Genomic DNA, 21,363 nt, shown 5'->3' on the forward strand with positions numbered 1-21,363 from the left:
GTATCCAACATAACAAAAAATTGTGGCGCTTCACTTGAGTAATGATAACTGCCGTTTACTAAAGTTGCGCTTACGAGTCGAGGAGAAAGGAAAGAATGACTATGAGTATCGAGGCTTCCGAGGGCGTCGGAGACGCTGCAGTCAGTCAAAAGAAATTGTCAGGTAATATGGGTGCCCTGAGTTTGGCAATGACAGTGCTGGCCTTCTCCGCACCGTTGACCACAGTCGCAGGATATATTCCAGTTTCATTAATGTTCGGAGGCGTGGGTAGCCCGCTTTTGTTCGTGGTTGTCGCTGCTGTCATGCTGCTGTTTGGTATTGGCTATATTACGCTCAATAACATGGTTCGCAGGTCTGGCGACTTCTATTCGTTCATTACTTATGGTCTCGGAAAGTCAGCTGGTCTCGGAGCTGGGCTGACAGCTGCAGTCTCTTATTTTGTCCTTCTCGCCGGCATCACTTCGTATTTTGGCGTCGCGTGTTCTGATTTCCATAGAGGGCTGACAGGCTCAGCCTTCCCTTGGTACTTTTACTCTCTCACCTGCTGGGCTGTGGTGGGTATCCTCGGTTACCTCCATGTTGAGCTTTCGGCCAAGGTTCTGCTTTGGGTCATGCTGTCTGAGATCGTTGTCTGCCTAGGTTTCGCTTTTGGTGTATTGACTATCGGTGGTGACACCGGTATGGCGGCATCTGCTCCATTCTCGCCGAGTGAGCTTTCCAAGGAAGGAGTAAATATTCCTTTCGCGATGCTGTTCGCCGTATCGTTCTTCATGGGCTTTGAAGCTACTGCGCTGTACCGTGATGAAGTTCGTGATCCGGATAAGACCATCCGCCGTGCTACCTACGGGTCGATCATCTTCATCGGTGCGATGTACACCATCTGTGCTTATGCTTTGGTCACCGCCTACGGAGAAAGTGTCCAGCAGATCGCCACCGACTCCCCTGCCACTATGTTCTCATTGGCCTTCAGCAAATACATCGATGGGCGCTTCCAAGTGATCGTGAGCCTCCTTGTGCTTACCTCGGCATTTGCATCAGCGCTGTCTACTCACAACGTACTCTCGCGCTACCTGTTCAACCTGGGCACTGATCGTGCACTGCCAAAATTCCTTAGCAGCATCCATGTGAAGCACTCGTCTCCATTCGCTGCTTCTATGACCGTGTCGGCGATGGTGCTTTGTGTCCTTATGCCGTTTATCGTCATTGGCGCGAAGCCAGAGCTTCTCTACGGGCAGCTCTCCGGCGTGGGTACTTCGGGTGTGATCATCCTGATGGCTGTAGTCAACCTTTCTGCCCTGACTTGGTACTTGCGCAAGGGGCGTCATGATGGGGTCAGCTTTGCAAAGGCCTTCCTGGCCCCAATCATCTCGGGTGTCTTCTTCGTCGGCTTGGTGACACTGGTTGCGTACCACTTTGACCTGCTGGTAGGTGGTGAGCCTGGTCAGCGCACCTGGATGTTGCTCTGCCTGATTGGCGTACTGATCGCCGGTATGGGCTTGGCTCAGTACTTCAAGGCCGTGCGGCCTGAAGTCTACGAGCGACTTGGGCGAAACCCAGCAGCTTGACAATAGAAAACGAAAACGGAGCCTAGGCTCCGTTTTTTTATACCCGCCAATACTCTGCTGCTACTTTCTGAGCTAGCTGAGCGACCATTCTGTTGAGGGGCATATCCGCGCGTTCGATGAAGCTTGCGGTGAAAGACATTACTGGCATCTCGTGTGTTGATGCCACGGTATGGAGCTTGCCGCTTGATAGCTCATCGAACACAGCATGCTCTGGGATCGCGGCTATGCCAATGCCGTCCATTGTCATCCGTACGATCGAGGAGAGTGATGAGTTCGAAAACAGGCGCACCTTGTGAAGCCCTTTGCGATCAAACATATCCTTCAGTTGCCAGTATGGGCGCGTGTTTCGAGCGTAGGTGATCACTGGGAGGGTTGCGATCTGTTCGAGCGTCAGTGGCTTGTCGCCTAGGTCAAGCTTGGGGGACTTGATCCAGCTCATTGGATAGCTGCATAGAGGCAGGTTTTCAGCGTTGCCAATGTTCACCGGCCCCATTAGCAGGGCTACATCCAGGGTGCAATCTGCGAGCCCTGTGGTCATATTCGCGGTGCTGTCCACTATGACATCCAGGGTGATCTCGGGATATTCCTGACTTAGCTGTTTCAAAAGGTCAGAGAGCCATGTGTGCACAATGGTGTCGGAAGCTCCTAGGCTTACGCTGCCGCTCAGCCCTTTTCTGCCTGCCACTGCTTCGACCATTTCGCTTTCAAGGGCGATCATTCGTTCAGCGTAGGTCAGCAGCTCACGACCTTGCGATGTCAGAAAGCACCCTCGTTTATCCCTCTCAAAAAGGCGGCCATTTAGCTGCCGTTCCAGTTGCGCGATTCGGGCCGAAACTGCCGGCTGGGAGGTATGAAGCTTATCCGCCGCTTTGTGGAATCCGCCTAGCTGCGCAACCGCGTAGAAGGTCTGAAGGCTTCGTAGATCGATCATGCAGCGCCTCTCTCTTATTGTCCCATGCGTCGCGAAACCCCGTGCTAGGCAGGTCGCCGCTGCCGCGTCTGCTGATACGTTACCGCAGAACGAATGGCCATGAGTAGGTTCAGAGGGGCTTTTTTTAATGGCGCTTCAACGGCATACCGATAAAAAGACGTTATCTCTGACAATCCGCAATCGCAATTGGACGTTATCACGGTATCGCGAGACGATTGAGCCACGAAGCAGTCACCGTCTCCCTGGGCTTGAGCACGCTAGGGGTTCTCTTGGTAGAAGAGGGGATCGGACTGTGACGCAGAATAACGACAAGACAAGCTGCATTTTTCAAATGAGGAGACGTGGAATGTTCTCGCCGCATTTGCCCCGCGAACGTCTGCTGGAAGCCTATCGCTCCATGCAAACGATCCGTAGTTTCGAAGAGCGTGTAATGACCGAGATGGGTACCGGTGATATTCCGGGTAGTACGCATCTTTACGCTGGTCAGGAGGCAAGTGCAGTTGGCGTGTGCATGCACCTCAGCGATGACGATTACATTTCGTCCACCCACCGTGGCCATGGTCACTGCATCGCGAAGGGTTGCGATATCAACGCCATGATGGCCGAGCTTTTCGGTCGAGTTACTGGCACTTGTGGTGGTAAAGGTGGCTCGCAGCACATCGCAGACCTGCGCAAAGGCATGCTGGGCGCGAACGGCATCGTTGCCGGCGGCGCACCGATTACTTGCGGTGCTGCCCTCAGTGCAAAACTGCTCAAAACAGATCGAGTGGCAATTGCTTTTGCCGGTGATGGCGCCATGAACGAAGGGGCCATGGCGGAAAGCCTCAACCTCGCCAAGATCTGGATGTTGCCGATCATCTTCGTGATCGAAGACAACGGTTTTGGTGAGGCGACCGCTAACGAATTCGTTTCTGCAGGCAGTTTCGTGCGTCGTGCAGAGGGCTACGACATCCCCTCCACCGAAATTGATGGCACCGACATCTTCAAGGTTTACACGATTGCAGGCGAGGCGATTGCCCGTGCTCGTGCTGGGGGTGGCCCGTCCTTGCTCCACATTCGAGTGCCTCGCTACTACGGTCACTACAGCGGTGATCCGGATACCTACCGCACCCCGGAAGAAAAGAAAATCATGCGCCAGGATCAGGATTGCCTGGTCAAGTTCCGCACCAAAGTCACAGCCGAATCCCTAGCTGATGTTGCCGCTCTAGATGCAATCGATGCAGAGGTCGAAGGCGCTGTAAATGAAGCTGTAGTGTTCGCACGCGCTTCTGATTTCCCACCAGCGTCTGCTCTCACCACCGACGTCTACGTGAAGTACTTGTAAGGAGCGCATCATGGCTAAAATTTCTTTCCGTCAGGCGCTCAACGATGCTTTGCGCTTGGAAATGAACCGTGATCCACGTGTGATCATGATGGGTGAAGACCTGACTGGCGGCGCAGGTGGCAATGGCGTCAAGGACGCCTGGGGTGGTGCTTTCGGTGTCACTCGCGGTTTGCTGGGTGAGTTTGGCCCAGACCGTATTCGTGATACGCCTATCAGCGAAACAGCCTTCATTGGTGCAGCGGCAGGCGCAGCACTGACTGGCATGCGTCCTATTGCTGAGCTGATGTTTGTGGACTTCGCGGGCGTATGTCTTGATCAGATCGTCAACCAGATCGCTAAATTCCGCTACATGTTTGGTGGTCACGCTCGGACACCGTTGGTGATCCGCGCAACCTATGGTGCGGGTACGCGTTCGGCTGCCCAGCATACCCAAGCGTTCTACCCGATTTTCACTCACGTTCCTGGGCTTAAGGTGGTCATCCCATCCAACCCATACGACGCGAAAGGCTTACTGCTCCAGGCAATTCGGGATGATGACCCGGTCATTTTCCTGGAGAACAAGATGCTGTACGACACCATGGGGGAGGTTCCAGACGGCGCTTATACCGTCCCGTTCGGTGAGGCGCGTGTCGTTCGCGATGGCAAGGACGTGATGATCGTAGCGATCGGTCGTATGGTTCACATCGCCGAAGAAGCTGCTCGCAAACTGCAGTCCGAAGGTATCTCGGCGTGCATCATTGATCCTCGTACCACCTCTCCACTTGATGAAGACACTCTGATGGATTTCTGTGAAGAAATCGGTCGAGTCGTAATTGTGGATGAGGCGAATCCACGTTGTGGTATTGCTGCAGATATCTCGGCAATGCTGGCTGACAAGTGCTTCGACTCGCTTCGCGCACCGATCAAGATGGTTACTGCGCCGCACACCCCGGTTCCTTATGCCCCGAATCTCGAGGATGCATACGTACCAAACGCCGCCGCAGTGATCAGCGCGGTCAAGTCGATCATCGAGAGGTAAGCAGTATGTCGATTGAAGCAGTCACCATCCCTAAATGGGGCATGACCATGACCGAGGGTATCGTCGCCGATTGGCTTGTAGCTGAGGGTGATGAGGTATCTCGTGGTCAGGAGATTATTGAAGTAGAGTCCACCAAAACCACTAACGCAGTGGAGTCGGCGGCTAGCGGCATTCTGCGTCGCATCGTAGTGCAGGTCGGTGATACCGCGCCGGTGGGCGCCCTGGTGGGTGTTATCGCTGATGCGTCTGTTAGCGACGAGGAAATTGAAGCGTTCATTGCTTCCTTCGCTGACGCAAATGGGGCTGCTGATGAAGTAGATCCTAACGCTCCAAGCGTTAAGCCGATCGAGGTCGGTGAAGGTCGGGTTGTGAATGTCCTCACCATGGGCGGTGATGCTGAGGAAAGCATTGTCCTGGTTCATGGCTTCGGTGGTGACCTTTCCACTTGGCTGTTCAACCAAGACGCTTTTGCTAAGGATCACCGTGTAGTGGCGGTGGATCTTCCAGGCCATGGTGCTTCCACTCCGATCCAAGGCAGTGATGTCTTTGGCGATCTGGTAAGTGCAGTGGAGCGTGCACTTGAGTCCGTTGCTCCAGGTAAGTTGCACCTCGTGGCGCACTCATTTGGTGGTGCGGTTGCTGCAGCTCTGGCATCTCGCCAGTCGGGCCGAGTGGCATCGCTGTCCTTAATCGCTCCTGTGGGCCTTGGTAAGCAGATCAACAAGTCGTTCCTCGATGACTTCATCTCTGCCGAACGCCGCAGGCCGCTCAAGGAAGTCCTGGAACGTCTGCTTGCTGATCCCTCGAAAATCAGCAACGACATGATCGAAGGGACGCTGCGGTTCAAGCGCCTTGAAGGTGTGCCAGAAGCGCTGTCCGCTATCCGCGACACCATCGTCGATGAAAATGGCCAGCAGCGTCATTGGATCGCCGGCACTGTCGCCGACTTCAATGGCCCAGTTGCTCTGATCTGGGGCGAGAAAGATCAGATCGTTCCGTTGCCGAGTGAATCGCAGGTGCCTTCGCAGGCCAAGTTGAATGTGATTCGCGGTGTAGGCCACATGCCTCAGATGGAAGCTGCGTCGGAAGTTAATTCGCTGGTGCTGGAAAACATCGCCCGAGCGAAATAACTCATTGCGCCATCATCTAAGTGATGGTGGCGTTAAACAGATAAAGTATTAGAGCGAGGTTAATATGACCGATCGTTTGGCGGGTAAGCTCGTCCTGCTTACAGGTGGCGTAGCTAATATCGGGCTCGCTATTTTGGAGTCTTTCGTACAGGAAGGCGCTAAGGTTGCAATCGTTGATATCGATTCGGAGCGCGGTTCAAAAGTTGAGCAACGCTTTCCTAAGGCAGTAAAATTTTTCCGTGCAGATCTGAGCAGCGAGAGCGACATCCGCGCAGTGGTCGGCAAAGCTGCTGACTGGTTGGGCGGTCTTAATACACTCTGCCTTAACGCTGGTATCCAGCTTTCCGGTAACGTCTCGCAATTCGCAACCGAAGCGTGGGATAAAGTTTTCGATATTAACGTCCGCGCCAACTTCATCTTTGTGCAAGAGTCTCTGCCTCACCTGCAAAAGGCGAAGAAGTCTTCGGTTGTCATGATGTCCTCTCTGGCGGGCAAACGCGGCGCTCCTGGCCTGACCTGCTATTCGTCGTCCAAAGCCGCCGTGATTGGTATGGCGACGACTATGGCAATCGAACTGGCCAAAGATGGTGTACGCGTCAATGCGGTTTGCCCGGGATGGATTGATACTCCGTTCAATGGCCCGGTCATTGACTACATCGGTGGTAAAGAGAAACAGGAAGCGCTCGTGAAATCTCTTATTCCGCTCGGTCGCCAAGCGACTGCTGATGAGGTCGCTCCGCTGTTCGTATTCCTGGCTTCTGATGAATCGTCTTATGTAACCGCGCAAGCAATCAACGTTTGTGGCGGCGTTTACAGCTAAGTCGATAGGAGTAATTCGAATGTCAATTAAACACGAACTCGCAATGGCAGCCCTTGAAGCAGGCATTAAGCGCGCGAAGGAGCTTGATCAGCGCTCGTGCCTGTCGATTGTGGATGCCGGTGGCCACCTGGTGGGGTTCATCCGGGTGGAAGACGCAGCATTCGGCACTATTGAAGTCGCGACCAACAAGGCCTACACCGCAGCTGCACTTCGTAAGTCTACGGACACTTGGATGGCAATTACGCAGCCTGGCCAAGAGCTGTATGGCCTCGAGCGCTCCTGCGCCCGCCCGTTTGTCGTCTTCGGTGGTGGCCTGCCAGTCACCGTCAACGGAGAGGTAGTAGGTGGTGTCGGTGTCTCCGGTGGCCCGGAAGAGGCTGATGTCGAAATCGCGAAAGCGATGGTTGCCGTGTTGCAAGCTCAGTAAGCGAACTCATTCGTTCACGTTAGGTGCCAGAATGGAACCATTAAAAGAGATGCAGGCGAAGTCTGCTGCTGAAGTAAGGCAGATGATCCGGACTGGCAACCTGCGGGTGCCAACGAGCGGTTTCGCTGATGGCTTCATGCAAGCCAATTTGATGATCCTGCCAAAACGATTCGCTGACGACTTCAAAGTCTTCTGCGATCTGAACCCAAAGAGCTGCCCTCTGGTGGCCATGGGTAAGCCTGGGGATCCAAGTCTGCCGCTGGCTGGGGATATCGACATCCGTACGGACGTCGCCAAGTACCGTGTCTACCGAAACGGCGTTCATACTGAAACCGTTGACTCGCTGACTGAGCTATGGCGGGACGACTTTGTCACCTTCGCCTTGGGGTGCTCGTTTTCGTTTGAGAATGCCATCCTCAACGCAGGTATCGAGATTCGGCATATCAGCGCGAATCGAAATGTCCCCATGTACATCACAAACCTGCCGACTGAAGAGTACGGGCCATTCAAAGGTTCGATGGTGGTCTCGATGCGTGCCTTCCGTCCAAAGGACACGATCAAGGCAATCGTCCTGTCGGAGCGGTTTCCGCTTGCCCATGGCGCACCAGTCCACATCGGTGATCCGGCGTTGATTGGCATCAAGGACATTGATCGGCCTGACTTCGGTGATGCGCCTGTTTACCGTGATGGGGACATTCTGGGCTTCTGGGCGTGTGGAGTTACCCCGCAAATGGCTATTAAACAAGCGGGTGTAGATATCGCCATTACCCACGAGCCTGGTTACATGCTGCTGACCGATCTTCCTGCAGATTCGCCAGATCTTTCAGTCGCTTAATATCGATTACCGGGGTATTTCAGATGTCGGAGCATTTTGCGAAAGTTCTCTGGGTTGCTGCTGACCACGTAGAGAAGCCAGGCACCTACAGTCGAGATCTGGAAATTGAATTCAGCGACCAGGTTAAGGTTGCAGCGTCTGCTGCTTCTGATTACCTGGGGTCGGCGGAAAAAGCAGATCCAGAGCAGTTGCTGGTCAGTGCGCTTGCAAGCTGTCACATGCTGTATTTCTTGGCTATCTGTGAAGGCCAAGGTTATGTTGTTTCTCGCTACAGCGATAACGCTAAAGGCATCGTTTCAAAGCGCGAAGAAGGTGGGTTTTGGGTCTCTGAAATTATCTTGAGCCCTAAAGTCGAGTTCAGCTCAGAGAAACAGCCGGATCCTAAAGCTCTCGAGCGTCTGCATCATCGGGCGCACAAAGGGTGTTTCATAGCCAATTCGATCAAGACTGCGGTTAAAGTCGAAATCGCTTAATAATAGAGTTAGGAGTTAAGAAGATGGGCAAGCTCTACGTTGTTGCTGTTACCCAATCCCAGCCTGGCAAAGGTGCTGAGCTCAAGAAGGCACTGCTGGAACTGGTTGCGTACGCTAAAACCGAGCCTGGCTTTGTGAAGTATGATCTTCACGTTGAGCAAGGCAATGCCGATGAGTTTCTGTTCTATGAAATCTGGGATGATGAAAAATCCTTGGAGCTGCATGCGAACACTGCCAATATGAAAGCGTTCGGTGAGAAGTATGGTCATCTGATCAAGTCTACTTCTCTGCGTAAGTTTGATTTGGCGTAAGAGTTTTAGTTGGTTAACGTGATCTTCAAAGAGTGTGCAGGGTAATGGTTAGAATCGACCTGAACAGTGATCTCGGTGAGAGCTTTGGCCCCTGGGCTATGGGAGACGATGCGTCGATGCTCGACATCGTCACCAGTGCGAACATCGCGTGTGGTTTCCACGCCGGTGATCCCGCTGGAATTCTCTCAGTGCTCAAAGAGGCTGTGGCACGCGGGGTCACGATTGGAGCTCACGTTGGCTACCGTGACCTGGTCGGCTTTGGTCGGCGTGTAATGGAGCCCTCCAGCTCTGAACTGATAGGGGATGTGATCTACCAAATCGGAGCATTGGAGGGCTTAGCTAAAGCCGCTGGTACCAGCATTAGCTACGTCAAACCTCACGGCGCGCTTTACAACACCATTGCCAAAGATCGTCGCCAGGGAGCTGATGTAATTGCGGCTATCAAGGCAGTGAACCCCGAACTCACGTTGCTTGTGCTGGCAGGGGCTCCGATCGTCGAGCAGGCCCGTGAGGCAGGATTGCGTGTTGTTTGTGAGGCGTTCGCTGATCGTGCCTACAACAGTGATGGCTCGCTGGTTAACCGTCGCTTACCAGGGGCGGTACTTCATGACCCAGCAATCATCACTCAGCGAATGTTGCGTTTGGTGCGCGAGGGAGTCGTCGAGGCAGTCGATGGCAGCATGGTGCACTTACAGGCTGACTCCATCTGTGTTCACGGAGACAACCCGTCTGCGGTTCTCACGGCAAAAGCACTTCGGGAGGCTTTCGAGGCAAACGATGTGCAACTGCGTAGTTTTACAGTCGTGAGTGAGGACTGAGCACATGTCGAAGACACTGCAGTTTCTTCCCGCCGGATCGAATCGCTTCATCGTAGAGTTGGATGATTTGGACTCTACGATTGCTCTTGGTGACGCTCTTCAAGCAGCCAAATTCGAAGGCGTGCTGGAAGTAGTCCCAGGCGCGGTCACGCTTCACGTTTCGTTCGATCCGTTTGTGACGACTGCGCAAGAGCTCTATAGCCAAATCCTGGCCCTGCGGCCTCAAGTAGGCGAGAGCCGCTGTGGGGATTTGGTCGAAATTCCGATGGTTTACGACGGTGAGGATCTGGCATTTGTCGCTGGGTACCTCGGCTGGTCAGTACATGAACTGATCCGCCGCCACCGCGCGGCAACCTTCACTGTAGCGTTTACAGGTTTTGCCCCCGGATTTGCTTACATGACCTGTGACGATCCTGACTTGGAAGTCCCGCGTAGAGATAGTCCGCGAGTACGTATTCCTGCAGGTTCGGTTGCGCTGGCAGGCCGGTTCTGTGGCGTTTACCCATCTGACACTCCAGGTGGTTGGCAGCTGCTTGGTACAACCGATCTTCCGATGTGGGATGTCAACCGTGCCCAAGCTTCTCTGTTGAAGCCTGGTGATCGAGTTCGATTCGTCGACCAGGCAGCCCATCAAAATGCTGGTCACGTAGAAGTGTCCGTCGAAAAGTCCGCACATGCGGTTACAGGATTGAGGGTTGTCAGCTCTGACAGGCCGCTGCTTTTCCAGGACATCGGGCGAGCAGGCAATGCTTACCAAGGGGTTTCTCAGTCGGGGGCAGCAGATCTAAGAGCGCTACATCACGTCAATAATTTGCTAGGTAATGAGCAGTCTGCAGTCGCAGTCGAGGTGACATACGGTGGAGCAGTATTTGAAGCCGATATCCCGCTGACCTTAGCGGTGAGTGGAGCGCCGGCGCCTCTGACTCTGACCACAACCAATGGTTGCGTTATCTCTGTCTCGAACCGTTATCCAGTCGCTATGGATGCTGGCGATACCCTGTCGCTTGGAGTTCCAACTCAAGGTGTACGGAGCTATGTGGCCGTGCGAGGCGGTTTCGTGGCACCAAAGATTTTGGGGTCTGCTTCGACCGATACCCTGGCCAAAGTAGGGCCCGAACCGATCATCGCGGGTGGTGTTTTGCAGCCCTCCAATGACGTATGTGGCTCAGTTTGTGCCGATGTCATTGAGCAGGTAGCTCTTCCCGGTAGCAGCGATATCGTAATGCTCGATGTGGTCATGGGCCCACGCACCGACTGGTTCACTCCAGAAGCGATACGGACGTTCTGTGAGCAGGCATGGACGGTTACACCCGAGTCAAATCGGGTGGGGGTTCGTCTGAAAGGTACGAGCGCTTTGACCCGTGAGTGCGCTGATGAGCTTCCTTCTGAGGGCACATCCAGAGGGTCGATCCAGGTACCTCGTAATGGTCAGCCTGTTCTGTTCTTGGCAGACCATCCGCTCACAGGTGGCTATCCGGTCATCGCCGTTGTAGCCGAGCATCATCTTTCATTAGCGGCGCAGATCCCGATTGGCGCGCGCATCCGCTTTAACGCTATTGCTGGCTTTGATCCGCAAGTAAAGGAAACCGATTGATGAAGAAGTTACTCATTGCCAACCGAGGCGAAATCGCAATCCGGATCATCCGTGCCGCGAAGGATTATGGTGTGACTTCCGTCGCCATCTACTCGGATGTCGACGTTTCATCGCTTCATGTTGAGCTTGCTGACGAAGCCTATGGCCTGGGCCCTGGTCGACCCGCCGAGACGTACCTCAACATCTCGAAGATTGTTGAGATCGCCAAGCAAGCTGGTGCTGATGCAGTGCATCCTGGCTACGGCTTCTTGTCTGAGCGCGCTGAGTTTGCACAAGCGGTGCTTGATGCTGGCCTCGCATGGGTAGGCCCATCTCCAGAGGTTATCCGTGCTCTTGGGGATAAGGTTGAGGCTCGTCACATCGCGCAGGCTGTAGGCGCACCATTGGTAAAGGGTACACCTGGCCCACTTGCCAACGCGCGAGAAGCTGTTGCGTTCGCCAAAGAGGTCGGGTTGCCTCTAGCCATCAAGGCGGCATTCGGGGGCGGCGGCCGTGGTATGAAGGTCGCTCATAAGCTTGAGGATGTTGGGCAGCTGTTTGAGTCTGCTGTGCGCGAAGCAACCGAGGCCTTCGGCCGTGGCGAATGCTACGCGGAGCAGTTCCTCGAGCAGCCCCGTCACATTGAAGCGCAAGTTATTGCTGATACCCATGGCAATACTGTGGTTCTGGGCACGCGTGACTGTTCGCTACAACGGCGTAATCAGAAGCTAGTCGAAGAGGCGCCTGCTCCTTTCATTTCTGAGGAGCAACGCGCTGCCATTCACAAAGCCGCGCAAGACATCTGCAGTCGCGCTGGCTATGTAGGGGCTGGTACGGTTGAGTTCCTGCTCTCTCGAAATGGAACCATTTCCTTCTTGGAGGTGAACACCCGCCTGCAGGTAGAGCACCCGGTTACCGAAGTCACTACTGGCGTTGATATCGTTGTTGAGCAACTGCGTATTGCTGATGGGCTGCCGCTCTCAGTTATGGAAACGCCGGCACCACGAGGTCACGCGTTTGAGTTTCGGATCAACGCTGAAGATCCTGGGCGAGGTTTCCTGCCTACTCCTGGTCGCATCGATAAATTCCGAGCTCCTTCTGGCCCGGGCATCCGGCTGGATACGGGTGTGGAGAGCGGCTCAACAATTCCTGGCTTCTATGATTCGATGATGGCCAAACTCATCGTGTTCGGTGAGACCCGGGACGAAGCTGTGAAACGAGCCCGTCGCGCGCTTGCTGAGTTTCAAATCGAGGGTGTGGCATCTGTTCTTCCTTTCCATCGAGCAGTGATGGATGAGTCTTTGTTCAATGGTGCTGAAGAGTTTGGCGTTTATACCAACTGGATCGAGACAGAGTTCAAAGGTGTGCCTCCCTCTGAACGAGTAGAGTCCACAGAAGATCAATTGGTTCGCTGTGTTATTGAGATTGATGGCAAGATTCATCGTCTCGGAGTTCCGTCTGCGCTATTCTCCTTTAATAAGTCTGGCCCAGAAGTTTCAGTCCAGCCTAAAGCTGAAGATCCTAAATCATTGCGGTCGCCTATCCCTGGTACTTTGCAACAATGGCTTGTGGAGGATGGTGCGTCTGTATCTAAGGGTGAGACCATTGCTCTTGTTGAAGCAATGAAGATGGAAACGCAGGTGCTTGCTAAACAAGATGGAAAAATTAAAATCTTGGTCAATGTTGGATCCGTGGTTACACTCGGTGAAGAAATTGCCACAATTGATTGAGATTTTATGTGGTTGGTGAGTTAGGGTGGTATGCCGCTTTGGTGTGTTCCTAAATGTAGTGTCCGGCATCTGATATGTGATAGCTGGGGTAAGTTAAACAGAAGTGGGTGAGACGGAATTGTCAGCCCTAGAGGAGTAAGGATCGTGAAAAAGTATAATGTCGCACTGATCGGCACTGGCTTCATGGGCAAAGCCCATTCTATCGCCACTGCAGTTGTTCCAATCCTGTTCGGCGCCCCGGTCGAAATCGAGCGTAAAGTAGTTGTCGATATCGACGAAGAGCTCGCGCAAAACGCAGCGAAGCAATATGGCTTCACCGAATATGCTACTGACTGGCGTGATGTAGTTAATCGTCCAGATATCGACATCATTGATATCTGCACCCCGAACGACACCCACGCTGAAATCGCCATCGCTGCAGCCCTGGCTGGTAAGCACGTGATGTGCGAAAAACCGATGTCGATGACTGTCGAAGAAGCTCAGCGCATGCAGGAAGCAGCGCGAGAAACCGGCGTTGTGACGATGGTTTCTTACAACTATCGCCATACACCTGCCGTACAGATGGCTAAGCGCCTGATCGAAGAAGGCCGCATCGGCGACATCCTGAACTTCCGTGGCTACTACCTGCAAGATTGGGGCGCTGATCCTGAGCTGCCGCTGTCCTGGCGCTTCAACAAGGCCAAGGCTGGTTCGGGTACCCTGGGTGATATCGGTACCCACGTAATTGACGCTGCTCGCCTCCTGGTAGGCGAATTCGCGTCGGTGAACTCGATCGTCAAAACCTTCATCCCAGAGCGTCCACTGCCGGCCGGTCGTTTCTTCGGCCCAGCAGGCCAAGCATCCAGCGAGCGTGGCAAGGTAGATGTGGATGACGCCGCTCTGACCATGATCAAGTTTACTAATGGTGTGTACGGCACCATCGAGGTAACTCGAAATGCGTGGGGTCACCATAACCAACTCGGTTTCGAAATCTATGGTACCAAAGGCTCCATCGCCTTCGATTACCAGCGTCTCAACGAACTGCGTGTTGCTTTCGCAGATGATCCTAAGGATGCTTTCGGTTTCCGTACCATTTACTCGGGCCCTCACCAGCCGTTCGGCGACAAGCTGTGGCCAGTTGCCGGTATGGGCCAAGGCTACATCGATATCAAATCGATCGAGTGGTACAACTTCCTGAAAGCTATCGCCGAGAAGGGCCAGGCTTCGCCTAACTTCGACGATGGCCTGCAGATCGAGCGTATTGCTGATGCCATCCTGACTTCCGGTGTAAGCGGCGAGTGGGAAGAGATCGAGCAACCTGCTTGATTATGTAAGCTAGTAAAAAAATGGGTGTGACTATCGTCACGCCCATTTTCTGCCACTGCTAAATTTACCTCTGCTGGAGACTCCGTAATGAGTGTCGCGGTTGGATTGATTGGTGCAGGAGTGATGGGTAAAGAGCATGGGAGAATTCTCTCTCTGCATACACCTAAGGCGCATTTGGCAGGTGTCTGTGATTATGACCCAGAGAAGGCGCGTTCCATTGCTGGTAATGCTCGCGTGTATTCAGATCCCCTGGATCTAATAAACTCTGGCGACATAGACGCTATTTTGATCGCATCCCCAGATTCAACTCACGCAGAGCTCGTCCTGGCATGCGTCGAAGCAGGAAAGCCTGTTCTTTGTGAAAAGCCGTTAGCTATGACTGCTGTTCAGGCTCATGAAATCGTTGAGGCTGAATGCTTGAAGAACCGCATCTTTGTTCAGGTGGGGTACATGCGCAGGTTTGACCCAGGGTACGAGGAGCTGAAAAGGCTTTTCGAAGCAAATGCCATTGGAAAGCCTGAAATCCTTCATAATTTCCATCGCAATCCGGTCGCGCCAGACTGGATGACCGGCGACATGCTCATCACGAACGCTTTCGTACATGAGATTGATGTTATGCGCTGGTTAATGGGCACCGAGCTGGAAGCTGTAAGGATTACCGTGGCTGAAAAAGGTGATCCGATGATGATCGTAACGCGCTTGGCGAATGGTGCCATGTCTTCCACTGAGCTGTTCATGAATTGCAAGTTCGGCTATCAAGTGCACGCTGAACTGGTGGGCGAGGAGGGGACTATTTCCCTTCCTGAGTTCTCAGCTCCACTTGTAAACAAATCGTATCATCGAGGTGCTCACGTTCCTCGAAATTGGGTGCCGCGATTTGCTGCTGCTTATCAAGCTCAAACTCGTAGCTGGATCAATAGCATCGTAACGGGTGTTCCGAACCATGGGGCCTCCGCATGGGATGGTTACATTACTACATTGATCGCTGAGCAGTTAGCGACGAAAGTCTCGATAGATAGCACGATTGAGCTAGCAATACCTTCCCGCCCTTTGCTGTACCGGTGAGCATGATTACCTAAATTGCGTCATTACTAATCGGTTAGGCCGCTCGGTATGACGAAGTTTTTCGAGGGTCTAAAAGTGATTCGATACGCCGTATTGGGAGCGGGCTGGATATCTCAGACCGCATTCATCCCTGCCGTTTCTTTGTTGGAAAACTCCCAGATTACAGCAATTGTATCTGGCAGTCCTGAGCGTGCCCGCAGTTTGGCCGACAAGCATGGTATTAGTCATGTTTACTCTTACGAAGACTTTGATGAGCTGTTGTCTAGCGACCTCATCGACGCTGTGTATATCGCGCTGCCGAATCCACTGCATGCCTCGTTTGCCATCCAGGCCGCAAAAGCTGGAAAGCACGTCATGGTAGAGAAACCGATTGCCACGTCGCTTCCTGACGCTGACGCCATGATCGCTACAGCGAAAGAGTCAGGCGTTTACCTCATGACGAGTTATAGATTGCATCATGACATCGGCACTATTGCTGCTTTGGATGCCATTCGTGACGGTCGTATCGGAGAACCGGTGTTCATGTCTGCGACGTTTAGCTTCCAGAGTGACGTCGGAAATCATCGCTTGGATATCGAGCATTGGGGAGGCCCCCTTCAGGATATCGGGATCTATTGCATCAACGCTGCCCGCCACGTTTTCGCCGCCGATCCTATCGCCGTTTCTGCTATGAGTAGTCGGCGTACCGATGACCCTAGATTCACTAATGTCGATGATTCAATTGCCGTTACATTACGATTCCCTGGCAATCGTCTGGCGCAATTCTATTGCAGTTTTGGAGCGTATCCCGTTGACACGTATCGTGTAGTCGGCACCGATGGTGTTTTGACAATGGATCCAGGGTTCCGCTTCGAGCAGTCAATGTCGATGTCCTTAAAAAGCCGAGATGAGAGCGAGTATGTCAACTTCCCTCATTACGACCATTTTGCAGGCCAGATTTCTTACTTCTCAGACTGCATTGAGCAGGGCAGGCCGCCTCAGCCTTGCGGTGAAGAAGGACTGGTAGACCTCGAGGTTATTTTCGCAATAGAACGGGCAGCGGCGTCTGGCCTTCCGCAAACCTTGGCGCCGAGAGAAAGTCGTCCGCGACCATCAAACGAGACATTGCGCACGATTAGAAAGGCGGTTGCTTAATCCAAACTCTTCATTGTGTGAAGGTTCTGAGCAGACAATAATAAACGGAGAAGTTCCTTGTATATCGGAGTACCGTCGGAAACCGCTCACGGCGAAACGCGCGTCGCGGTGACACCAGACACAGTCAAGCGCCTGGTTGCAGCTGGCCATCAAGTTGTAGTCCAACGTGGCTGTGGCTTGAAGTCCTGCTTCACTGATAGCGCATTCGAAGCTGCCGGCGCCAAGCTAGGTGAGGCGAGCGACGCATTTGGTGCAGAGATTGTACTGAAGGTGGTTGCCCCCAATGACCAGGAGCTTCAGCTGATCAACAGCGGAAGTTTGCTCATTGGTATGCTCAACCCTTTCAACGGCGAGCTGATTGCCATGATGGCTTTGCGCGGCATTACCGCCTTTGCCTTGGAAGCAGCTCCACGCACCTCGAGAGCGCAAAGCCTGGACGTACTGTCGTCACAGGCCAACATCGCCGGCTATAAGGCGGTGCTGCTGGCAGCTCACCACTACCCGCGCTTCATGCCCATGCTGATGACTGCTGCTGGTACTGTCAAAGCCGCGCGCGTGCTTATCCTTGGCGCTGGCGTTGCCGGCCTGCAGGCTATTGCTACAGCCAAGCGTATGGGAGCGGTGATTGAGGCGTCCGATGTACGACCGGCCGTGAAAGAGCAGATCGAGTCGCTTGGTGCCAAGTTCATTGACGTACCTTACGAAACCGACGAGGAACGGGAGTGTGCTGAAGGTGTAGGCGGCTATGCCCGGCCTATGCCGGCCACCTGGATGGCCCGACAAGCACAAGCTGTGCATGAGCGAGCTAAGCAAGCAGACATCGTTATCACCACGGCATTGATTCCTGGCCGTAGAGCTCCGATTCTCTTGCACAAGGGCACTGTGGAAGAAATGAAACCCGGGTCGGTGGTCATCGATCTCGCCGCTGCTCAAGGCGGCAACTGCCCATTCACCGTCGCGGATCAGGTGGTGGTTGTGAATGGCGTGACCATCGTTGGCCCAACCAACCTGCCTGCCCAGGTCGGCGCCGATGCATCGGCTCTGTATGCACGCAACCTGCTGGACTTCATCAAGCTGCTGTTCAACAAGGACGGCGCGCTGACCATCAACCTTGAAGACGACATCGTCGCCGCGTGCCTGATGTGCCGCGACGGCCAGGTCGTGCGCAAGAACGGCTGAGGAGCACGACAATGGAAGACATGCTGATTTCCCACGGTGTCTACAACCTGATCATCTTCGTGCTCGCGATCTATGTGGGCTACCACGTGGTATGGAACGTCACTCCAGCTCTGCACACCCCGCTGATGGCCGTCACCAACGCCATCTCGGCGATTGTCATTGTTGGTGCAATGCTGGCCGCAGCCCTGACTGTGACCCCTCTTGGCAAGATCATGGGTACCTTGGCCGTTGCTTTGGCTGCGGTCAACGTGTTCGGTGGCTTCTTGGTCACCCGTCGCATGCTCGAGATGTTCAAGAAGAAAACCAAAAATGAGGTGCAGAAGTAATGAGTATGAATCTGATAACACTCCTGTACCTCGTCGCATCGGTTTGCTTCATCCAGGCGCTCAAAGGCCTGTCGCATCCGACTACCTCGAGACGCGGCAACCTTTTTGGCATGATCGGTATGGGGATCGCCATCCTTACCACGGTCGGCCTTATCTATAAGCTGGGCGGAGAAATTGCGACCGCAGGCATGGGCTATGTCATCGTAGGCCTGCTGGTGGGCGGTACCGGCGGCTCGCTCATGGCCAAGCGCGTTGAGATGACCAAGATGCCGGAGCTCGTGGCTTTCATGCATAGCATGATCGGTTTGGCCGCTGTGTTCATCGCTATCACCGGGGTCATTGAGCCCCAGTCTTTGGGCATCGTTGCCTCCATGGGCGATCCGATTCCAGGTGGCAATCGGCTGGAACTGTTCCTCGGCGCAGCTATTGGTGCGATCACCTTCTCGGGGTCGGTCATCGCCTTCGGTAAGCTGTCAGGCAAATACAAATTCCGTCTGTTCCAAGGTGCTCCGTATGTATTTCGGGGTCAGTTCAAGACGAATATGCTGGTTCTGTTCACGACCTTCGGCGTAGGCATCATCTACAGCGCGACGGGTTTGATCGACGCTTTTGTCTTGATGTTGGTACTCGCATTTGTACTGGGCGTACTTCTGATCATTCCGATTGGCGGGGCTGATATGCCCGTTGTGGTGTCGATGCTCAACAGCTACTCAGGCTGGGCGGCGGCAGGTATCGGATTCTCGCTGAACAACTCGATGCTGATCATCGCCGGTTCGCTGGTCGGTTCGTCCGGTGCGATCCTCTCGTACATCATGTGCAAGGCGATGAACCGCTCGTTCTTCAGTGTGATCCTCGGTGGTTTCGGAGGTGACGCCGATGTTGGGGCTGAGCAGGGCAGCAGGGAGCAGCGTCTCGTCAAGTCAGGTTCGGCAGATGATGCAACCTTCCTGTTGAGCAACGCTGACAGTGTGATTATCGTCCCTGGCTATGGGCTTGCGGTTGCACGGGCCCAGCACGCATTGAAGGAGCTGACCGAGAAGCTGACCCACAACGGTGTGACCGTGAAATACGCGATCCACCCAGTGGCGGGGCGCATGCCAGGACACATGAACGTGCTGCTCGCCGAGGCCGAAGTGCCATACGACCAGGTGTTTGAGATGGACGACATCAACTCCGAGTTCGGGCAAGCCGATGTGGTGCTGGTGCTGGGCGCCAACGACGTGGTCAACCCAGCTGCGAAGAACGATCCGAAGTCGCCGATCGCCGGCATGCCGATCCTTGAGGCATTCAAGGCCAAGACCATCATCGTCAACAAACGCTCAATGGCCAGTGGCTATGCGGGTTTGGACAACGAGCTCTTCTACATGGACAAGACCATGATGGTCTTTGGTGATGCCAAGAAGACCATTGAAGACATGGTCAAAGCTGTAGCCTAGCTATGTTGATGGTCTGATAACGATTGCTTATCGGATGCCATCGTGAATCGAGATTGGACGCTTGCAAATGAATCACTGATGATCGAAGTCATCTGGCGGCAATGATGATTAATGCTTGAAAACATAAATGCTAGGCGAGACTCTCCAATGAATAATTATAATGGTCGTGTAGTTGTTATTACTGGCGCAGGTTCAGGTATGGGGCGTGCAATGGTCGCGGAATTTGCTTCCCGCCACGCTTCTGTAGTCGCGCTGGACATTAATCTAAAAGCTGCAGAGGAATCAATTTCAAAGATTGCAAATCCGGAGTTAGGGTTTGCATATCGCGTCGATGTCAGTGATCCGGCAAGCGTTCAAGATGCTATCGAAGCAGTAATCCAGAAATGGGGCCGAATCGATCTTCTCTGCAATAACGCAGGTATCCTCGACGGTCATGCGACTGCGCATGAGGTATCAATCGAAGAGTGGAATAGGGTTATTGCGGTCAACTTGACTGGGCCCTTCCTCATGGCGCGGGCCGTCATTCCTCAAATGCTTAAGCAGAAAAAAGGCGCAATCATCAATACCTCCTCTACGTCTGGGTTCAGTGCCGCCGGCGGTGGCACAGCCTATACGGCGTCGAAGCACGGGGTGATTGGTCTTACCCGGCAGCTCACCTTCGAATATGGGGCGAGTGGAATCCGGGTCAATACGATCTGCCCTGGTGCTACCGCCACTCCGCTCGCGATGGCAGACCCTGTCACCGCACATTCTCCTGACATGATGGCTGCCTTGCAGAAATTCCCTGCTCGGCGCTGGTGTCAGCCGGGAGAAATCGCAAAGCTTGCTGCATTCCTGGGAGGGGATGACGCTGACTTCGTGCACGGTAGCGAGTATGTAATGGATGGGGGCTGGCTGGCCGCTGCCCGAGATCCTTTCTAAAAAATAGCTGGTTCCTGACTAGCATCTCTGCATGGGTGGACATGATGTTTAGCAAGCGTGAATGGCCGGATTGCGGCGTTGAGGGGTTTGAGCGTGGTTTCGTGACTGTTGATGGCACGCGTATGCACTACGTGAGTGGTGGTGTCGAAGACGGTGAGGTTATGGTGCTCGTCTGTGGCTTCCCACAGAGCTGGTACGCTTGGCGGAAAGTGCTTCCACTCCTGGGTAAGCATTTCCGTGTGATCGCCCCAGATTTGCCAGGCCAAGGCGACTCTGATCGCCCAGCACACTGCGACACCGCTAACATCGCTCGGTTGCTGCGTGGAATGCTGGATAAGGTGGGCGTGGATAAGCACTCGCTGATCTCACATGACCTAGGGGCATGGGTGAGCTACCCGTATTGCGCTAATTATGGTGATCAGGTAACCGGTTGGGCCATCTTGGACTGTGGTATCCCAGGTATTAGCCTGCCGGATAATTTGCCGTGGGCTGGAAACGTAGCATGGCGCACTTGGCACTGTGGGTTCCATAACCTCATTGACCTTCCTGAAGCTCTTCTTGAAGGGCGTGAGCATATCTACTTGCAATGGTACTTGCAGCGTAAAGCTGCGATCCCACAGATCTTCTCGCAAGACGATTTTGAAGAGTATCTGCGGGTCTTCAAGCTGAATGGGCTGAAGGGCGGCCTTGCTTACTACCGTGCCATGGGTACGTCCGCTGAGCAGAACCGTGAGCTCGCCAAAAAAGGAAAGCTTCAAGTCCCGATCCTGGCCATGCGTGCAGATCAAGGCTCCATGCCTGATCTTGTGACCGAATTGCTGAATGTGGCAACTAACGTCACGGGCACCATGGTAAATAGCGGTCATTATATCCCGGAAGAACAGCCAGAGCAGTTGGTCGCTGAGCTGCTGAAATATTTCCGTGATCGATAACATCCTGCATCAAATGGCGGTTTTCCATAGCTGTTTCTAAATTTGGTGCCGCGACTGGGTGGTCGTGGTACTGAGTCTTAATGTGTTTATATGCATTGCTGAGTGCCTTT

At 53.8% G+C, this 21,363-nt stretch carries 21 protein-coding genes; 20 read left to right on the forward strand and 1 reads right to left on the reverse strand.

The annotated features are described in order from the left end of the window. Nucleotides 1-101: 101 nt before the first annotated feature. Complete coding sequence (locus tag FEM01_RS02710; RefSeq protein ID WP_171030896.1) at nucleotides 102-1,565, forward strand: APC family permease; 1,464 nt, start codon at nucleotides 102-104, stop codon at nucleotides 1,563-1,565. Nucleotides 1,566-1,602: 37 nt separating this feature from the next. Here the strand turns inward: FEM01_RS02710 and FEM01_RS02715 are convergent, their stop codons facing one another. Next, the gene (locus FEM01_RS02715) at nucleotides 1,603-2,496 is read right to left on the reverse strand and encodes a LysR family transcriptional regulator (protein WP_138217738.1); all 894 of its coding nucleotides are present in this window, start codon (nucleotides 2,494-2,496) and stop codon (nucleotides 1,603-1,605) included. A 346-nt stretch (nucleotides 2,497-2,842) separates the two neighbouring features. Between FEM01_RS02715 and FEM01_RS02720 the strand changes: the two genes are divergently transcribed. The 19 genes from FEM01_RS02720 to FEM01_RS02810 all read left to right on the forward strand — a co-directional run bounded on the left by FEM01_RS02720 (nucleotide 2,843) and on the right by FEM01_RS02810 (nucleotide 21,253). Further along, nucleotides 2,843-3,820, forward strand: coding sequence for a thiamine pyrophosphate-dependent dehydrogenase E1 component subunit alpha (locus FEM01_RS02720; RefSeq protein WP_138217739.1), 978 nt, complete (start codon nucleotides 2,843-2,845; stop codon nucleotides 3,818-3,820). A 7-nt stretch (nucleotides 3,821-3,827) separates the two neighbouring features. Next, entirely contained in the window at nucleotides 3,828-4,838 is a 1,011-nt protein-coding gene (locus tag FEM01_RS02725; protein ID WP_197890290.1) for an alpha-ketoacid dehydrogenase subunit beta, read from the forward strand. 5 nt (nucleotides 4,839-4,843) lie between these two features. Next, complete coding sequence (locus FEM01_RS02730) at nucleotides 4,844-5,968, forward strand: acetoin dehydrogenase dihydrolipoyllysine-residue acetyltransferase subunit (RefSeq protein WP_138217741.1); 1,125 nt, start codon at nucleotides 4,844-4,846, stop codon at nucleotides 5,966-5,968. Nucleotides 5,969-6,032: 64 nt separating this feature from the next. Then, a complete protein-coding gene (locus tag FEM01_RS02735) occupies nucleotides 6,033-6,788 on the forward strand; it encodes an SDR family NAD(P)-dependent oxidoreductase (RefSeq protein ID WP_138217742.1) in 756 nt (251 codons plus the stop codon). A gap of 19 nt (nucleotides 6,789-6,807) precedes the next feature. After that, complete coding sequence (locus tag FEM01_RS02740) at nucleotides 6,808-7,215, forward strand: GlcG/HbpS family heme-binding protein (RefSeq protein WP_197890131.1); 408 nt, start codon at nucleotides 6,808-6,810, stop codon at nucleotides 7,213-7,215. Nucleotides 7,216-7,246: 31 nt separating this feature from the next. Next, entirely contained in the window at nucleotides 7,247-8,050 is an 804-nt protein-coding gene (locus tag FEM01_RS02745; protein WP_138217743.1) for a putative hydro-lyase, read from the forward strand. A 23-nt stretch (nucleotides 8,051-8,073) separates the two neighbouring features. Continuing rightward, complete coding sequence (locus tag FEM01_RS02750; protein WP_138217744.1) at nucleotides 8,074-8,523, forward strand: OsmC family protein; 450 nt, start codon at nucleotides 8,074-8,076, stop codon at nucleotides 8,521-8,523. A 23-nt stretch (nucleotides 8,524-8,546) separates the two neighbouring features. Next, nucleotides 8,547-8,834 carry a putative quinol monooxygenase gene (locus FEM01_RS02755; protein ID WP_138217745.1) on the forward strand — a complete coding sequence of 96 codons (288 nt, stop codon included), beginning with the start codon at nucleotides 8,547-8,549 and terminating at the stop codon, nucleotides 8,832-8,834. A gap of 44 nt (nucleotides 8,835-8,878) precedes the next feature. Next, entirely contained in the window at nucleotides 8,879-9,652 is a 774-nt protein-coding gene (locus tag FEM01_RS02760; RefSeq protein WP_138217746.1) for a LamB/YcsF family protein, read from the forward strand. 16 nt (nucleotides 9,653-9,668) lie between these two features. Next, the gene (locus FEM01_RS02765; RefSeq protein ID WP_197890292.1) at nucleotides 9,669-11,246 is read left to right on the forward strand and encodes an urea amidolyase family protein; all 1,578 of its coding nucleotides are present in this window, start codon (nucleotides 9,669-9,671) and stop codon (nucleotides 11,244-11,246) included. Continuing rightward, a complete protein-coding gene (locus tag FEM01_RS02770; protein WP_138217748.1) occupies nucleotides 11,246-12,955 on the forward strand; it encodes an acetyl/propionyl/methylcrotonyl-CoA carboxylase subunit alpha in 1,710 nt (569 codons plus the stop codon). Before FEM01_RS02765 ends, FEM01_RS02770 begins: the two co-directional genes overlap by 1 nt. Before the next feature lie 144 nt (nucleotides 12,956-13,099). Beyond that, nucleotides 13,100-14,260, forward strand: a complete 1,161-nt coding sequence (locus FEM01_RS02775; RefSeq protein ID WP_138217749.1) for a Gfo/Idh/MocA family protein — start codon at nucleotides 13,100-13,102, stop codon at nucleotides 14,258-14,260. An 87-nt stretch (nucleotides 14,261-14,347) separates the two neighbouring features. After that, the gene (locus tag FEM01_RS02780; protein ID WP_138217750.1) at nucleotides 14,348-15,325 is read left to right on the forward strand and encodes a Gfo/Idh/MocA family oxidoreductase; all 978 of its coding nucleotides are present in this window, start codon (nucleotides 14,348-14,350) and stop codon (nucleotides 15,323-15,325) included. 48 nt (nucleotides 15,326-15,373) lie between these two features. Beyond that, nucleotides 15,374-16,459 carry a Gfo/Idh/MocA family protein gene (locus tag FEM01_RS02785; protein WP_138217751.1) on the forward strand — a complete coding sequence of 362 codons (1,086 nt, stop codon included), beginning with the start codon at nucleotides 15,374-15,376 and terminating at the stop codon, nucleotides 16,457-16,459. 57 nt (nucleotides 16,460-16,516) lie between these two features. Next, nucleotides 16,517-17,638, forward strand: a complete 1,122-nt coding sequence (locus FEM01_RS02790) for a Re/Si-specific NAD(P)(+) transhydrogenase subunit alpha (RefSeq protein ID WP_138217752.1) — start codon at nucleotides 16,517-16,519, stop codon at nucleotides 17,636-17,638. A gap of 11 nt (nucleotides 17,639-17,649) precedes the next feature. Further along, nucleotides 17,650-17,964, forward strand: coding sequence for an NAD(P) transhydrogenase subunit alpha (locus FEM01_RS02795; RefSeq protein ID WP_138217753.1), 315 nt, complete (start codon nucleotides 17,650-17,652; stop codon nucleotides 17,962-17,964). Next, on the forward strand, nucleotides 17,964-19,400 hold the full coding sequence (locus tag FEM01_RS02800; protein WP_138217754.1) for an NAD(P)(+) transhydrogenase (Re/Si-specific) subunit beta: 1,437 nt from the start codon (nucleotides 17,964-17,966) through the stop codon (nucleotides 19,398-19,400). Before FEM01_RS02795 ends, FEM01_RS02800 begins: the two co-directional genes overlap by 1 nt. 147 nt (nucleotides 19,401-19,547) lie before the next feature. Next, on the forward strand, nucleotides 19,548-20,321 hold the full coding sequence (locus FEM01_RS02805) for an SDR family NAD(P)-dependent oxidoreductase (protein ID WP_138217755.1): 774 nt from the start codon (nucleotides 19,548-19,550) through the stop codon (nucleotides 20,319-20,321). Between the two features lie 41 nt (nucleotides 20,322-20,362). Then, nucleotides 20,363-21,253, forward strand: a complete 891-nt coding sequence (locus FEM01_RS02810; protein WP_197890135.1) for an alpha/beta fold hydrolase — start codon at nucleotides 20,363-20,365, stop codon at nucleotides 21,251-21,253. The last annotated feature ends 110 nt before the right edge of the window (nucleotides 21,254-21,363 follow it).

This window comes from Pseudomonas mosselii, from assembly GCF_005796105.1.
Taxonomy (GTDB): domain Bacteria; phylum Pseudomonadota; class Gammaproteobacteria; order Pseudomonadales; family Pseudomonadaceae; genus Aquipseudomonas; species Aquipseudomonas mosselii_C.

Excerpts from the sequence above, each read along its gene's own strand:
- FEM01_RS02805 (WP_138217755.1), top strand. The coding sequence starts at position 19,548 with ATGAATAATTATAATGGTCGTGTAGTTGTTATTACTGGCGCAGGTTCA.
- FEM01_RS02750 (WP_138217744.1), top strand. The coding sequence starts at position 8,074 with ATGTCGGAGCATTTTGCGAAAGTTCTCTGGGTTGCTGCTGACCACGTA.
- FEM01_RS02810 (WP_197890135.1), top strand. The coding sequence starts at position 20,363 with ATGATGTTTAGCAAGCGTGAATGGCCGGATTGCGGCGTTGAGGGGTTT.
- FEM01_RS02785 (WP_138217751.1), top strand. The coding sequence starts at position 15,374 with ATGACGAAGTTTTTCGAGGGTCTAAAAGTGATTCGATACGCCGTATTG.
- FEM01_RS02735 (WP_138217742.1), top strand. The coding sequence starts at position 6,033 with ATGACCGATCGTTTGGCGGGTAAGCTCGTCCTGCTTACAGGTGGCGTA.
- FEM01_RS02795 (WP_138217753.1), top strand. The coding sequence starts at position 17,650 with ATGGAAGACATGCTGATTTCCCACGGTGTCTACAACCTGATCATCTTC.
- FEM01_RS02715 (WP_138217738.1), bottom strand. The coding sequence starts at position 2,496 with ATGATCGATCTACGAAGCCTTCAGACCTTCTACGCGGTTGCGCAGCTA.
- FEM01_RS02720 (WP_138217739.1), top strand. The coding sequence starts at position 2,843 with ATGTTCTCGCCGCATTTGCCCCGCGAACGTCTGCTGGAAGCCTATCGC.
- FEM01_RS02745 (WP_138217743.1), top strand. The coding sequence starts at position 7,247 with ATGGAACCATTAAAAGAGATGCAGGCGAAGTCTGCTGCTGAAGTAAGG.
- FEM01_RS02740 (WP_197890131.1), top strand. The coding sequence starts at position 6,808 with ATGTCAATTAAACACGAACTCGCAATGGCAGCCCTTGAAGCAGGCATT.
- FEM01_RS02755 (WP_138217745.1), top strand. The coding sequence starts at position 8,547 with ATGGGCAAGCTCTACGTTGTTGCTGTTACCCAATCCCAGCCTGGCAAA.
- FEM01_RS02800 (WP_138217754.1), top strand. The coding sequence starts at position 17,964 with ATGAGTATGAATCTGATAACACTCCTGTACCTCGTCGCATCGGTTTGC.
- FEM01_RS02780 (WP_138217750.1), top strand. The coding sequence starts at position 14,348 with ATGAGTGTCGCGGTTGGATTGATTGGTGCAGGAGTGATGGGTAAAGAG.
- FEM01_RS02730 (WP_138217741.1), top strand. The coding sequence starts at position 4,844 with ATGTCGATTGAAGCAGTCACCATCCCTAAATGGGGCATGACCATGACC.
- FEM01_RS02760 (WP_138217746.1), top strand. The coding sequence starts at position 8,879 with ATGGTTAGAATCGACCTGAACAGTGATCTCGGTGAGAGCTTTGGCCCC.
- FEM01_RS02710 (WP_171030896.1), top strand. The coding sequence starts at position 102 with ATGAGTATCGAGGCTTCCGAGGGCGTCGGAGACGCTGCAGTCAGTCAA.
- FEM01_RS02770 (WP_138217748.1), top strand. The coding sequence starts at position 11,246 with ATGAAGAAGTTACTCATTGCCAACCGAGGCGAAATCGCAATCCGGATC.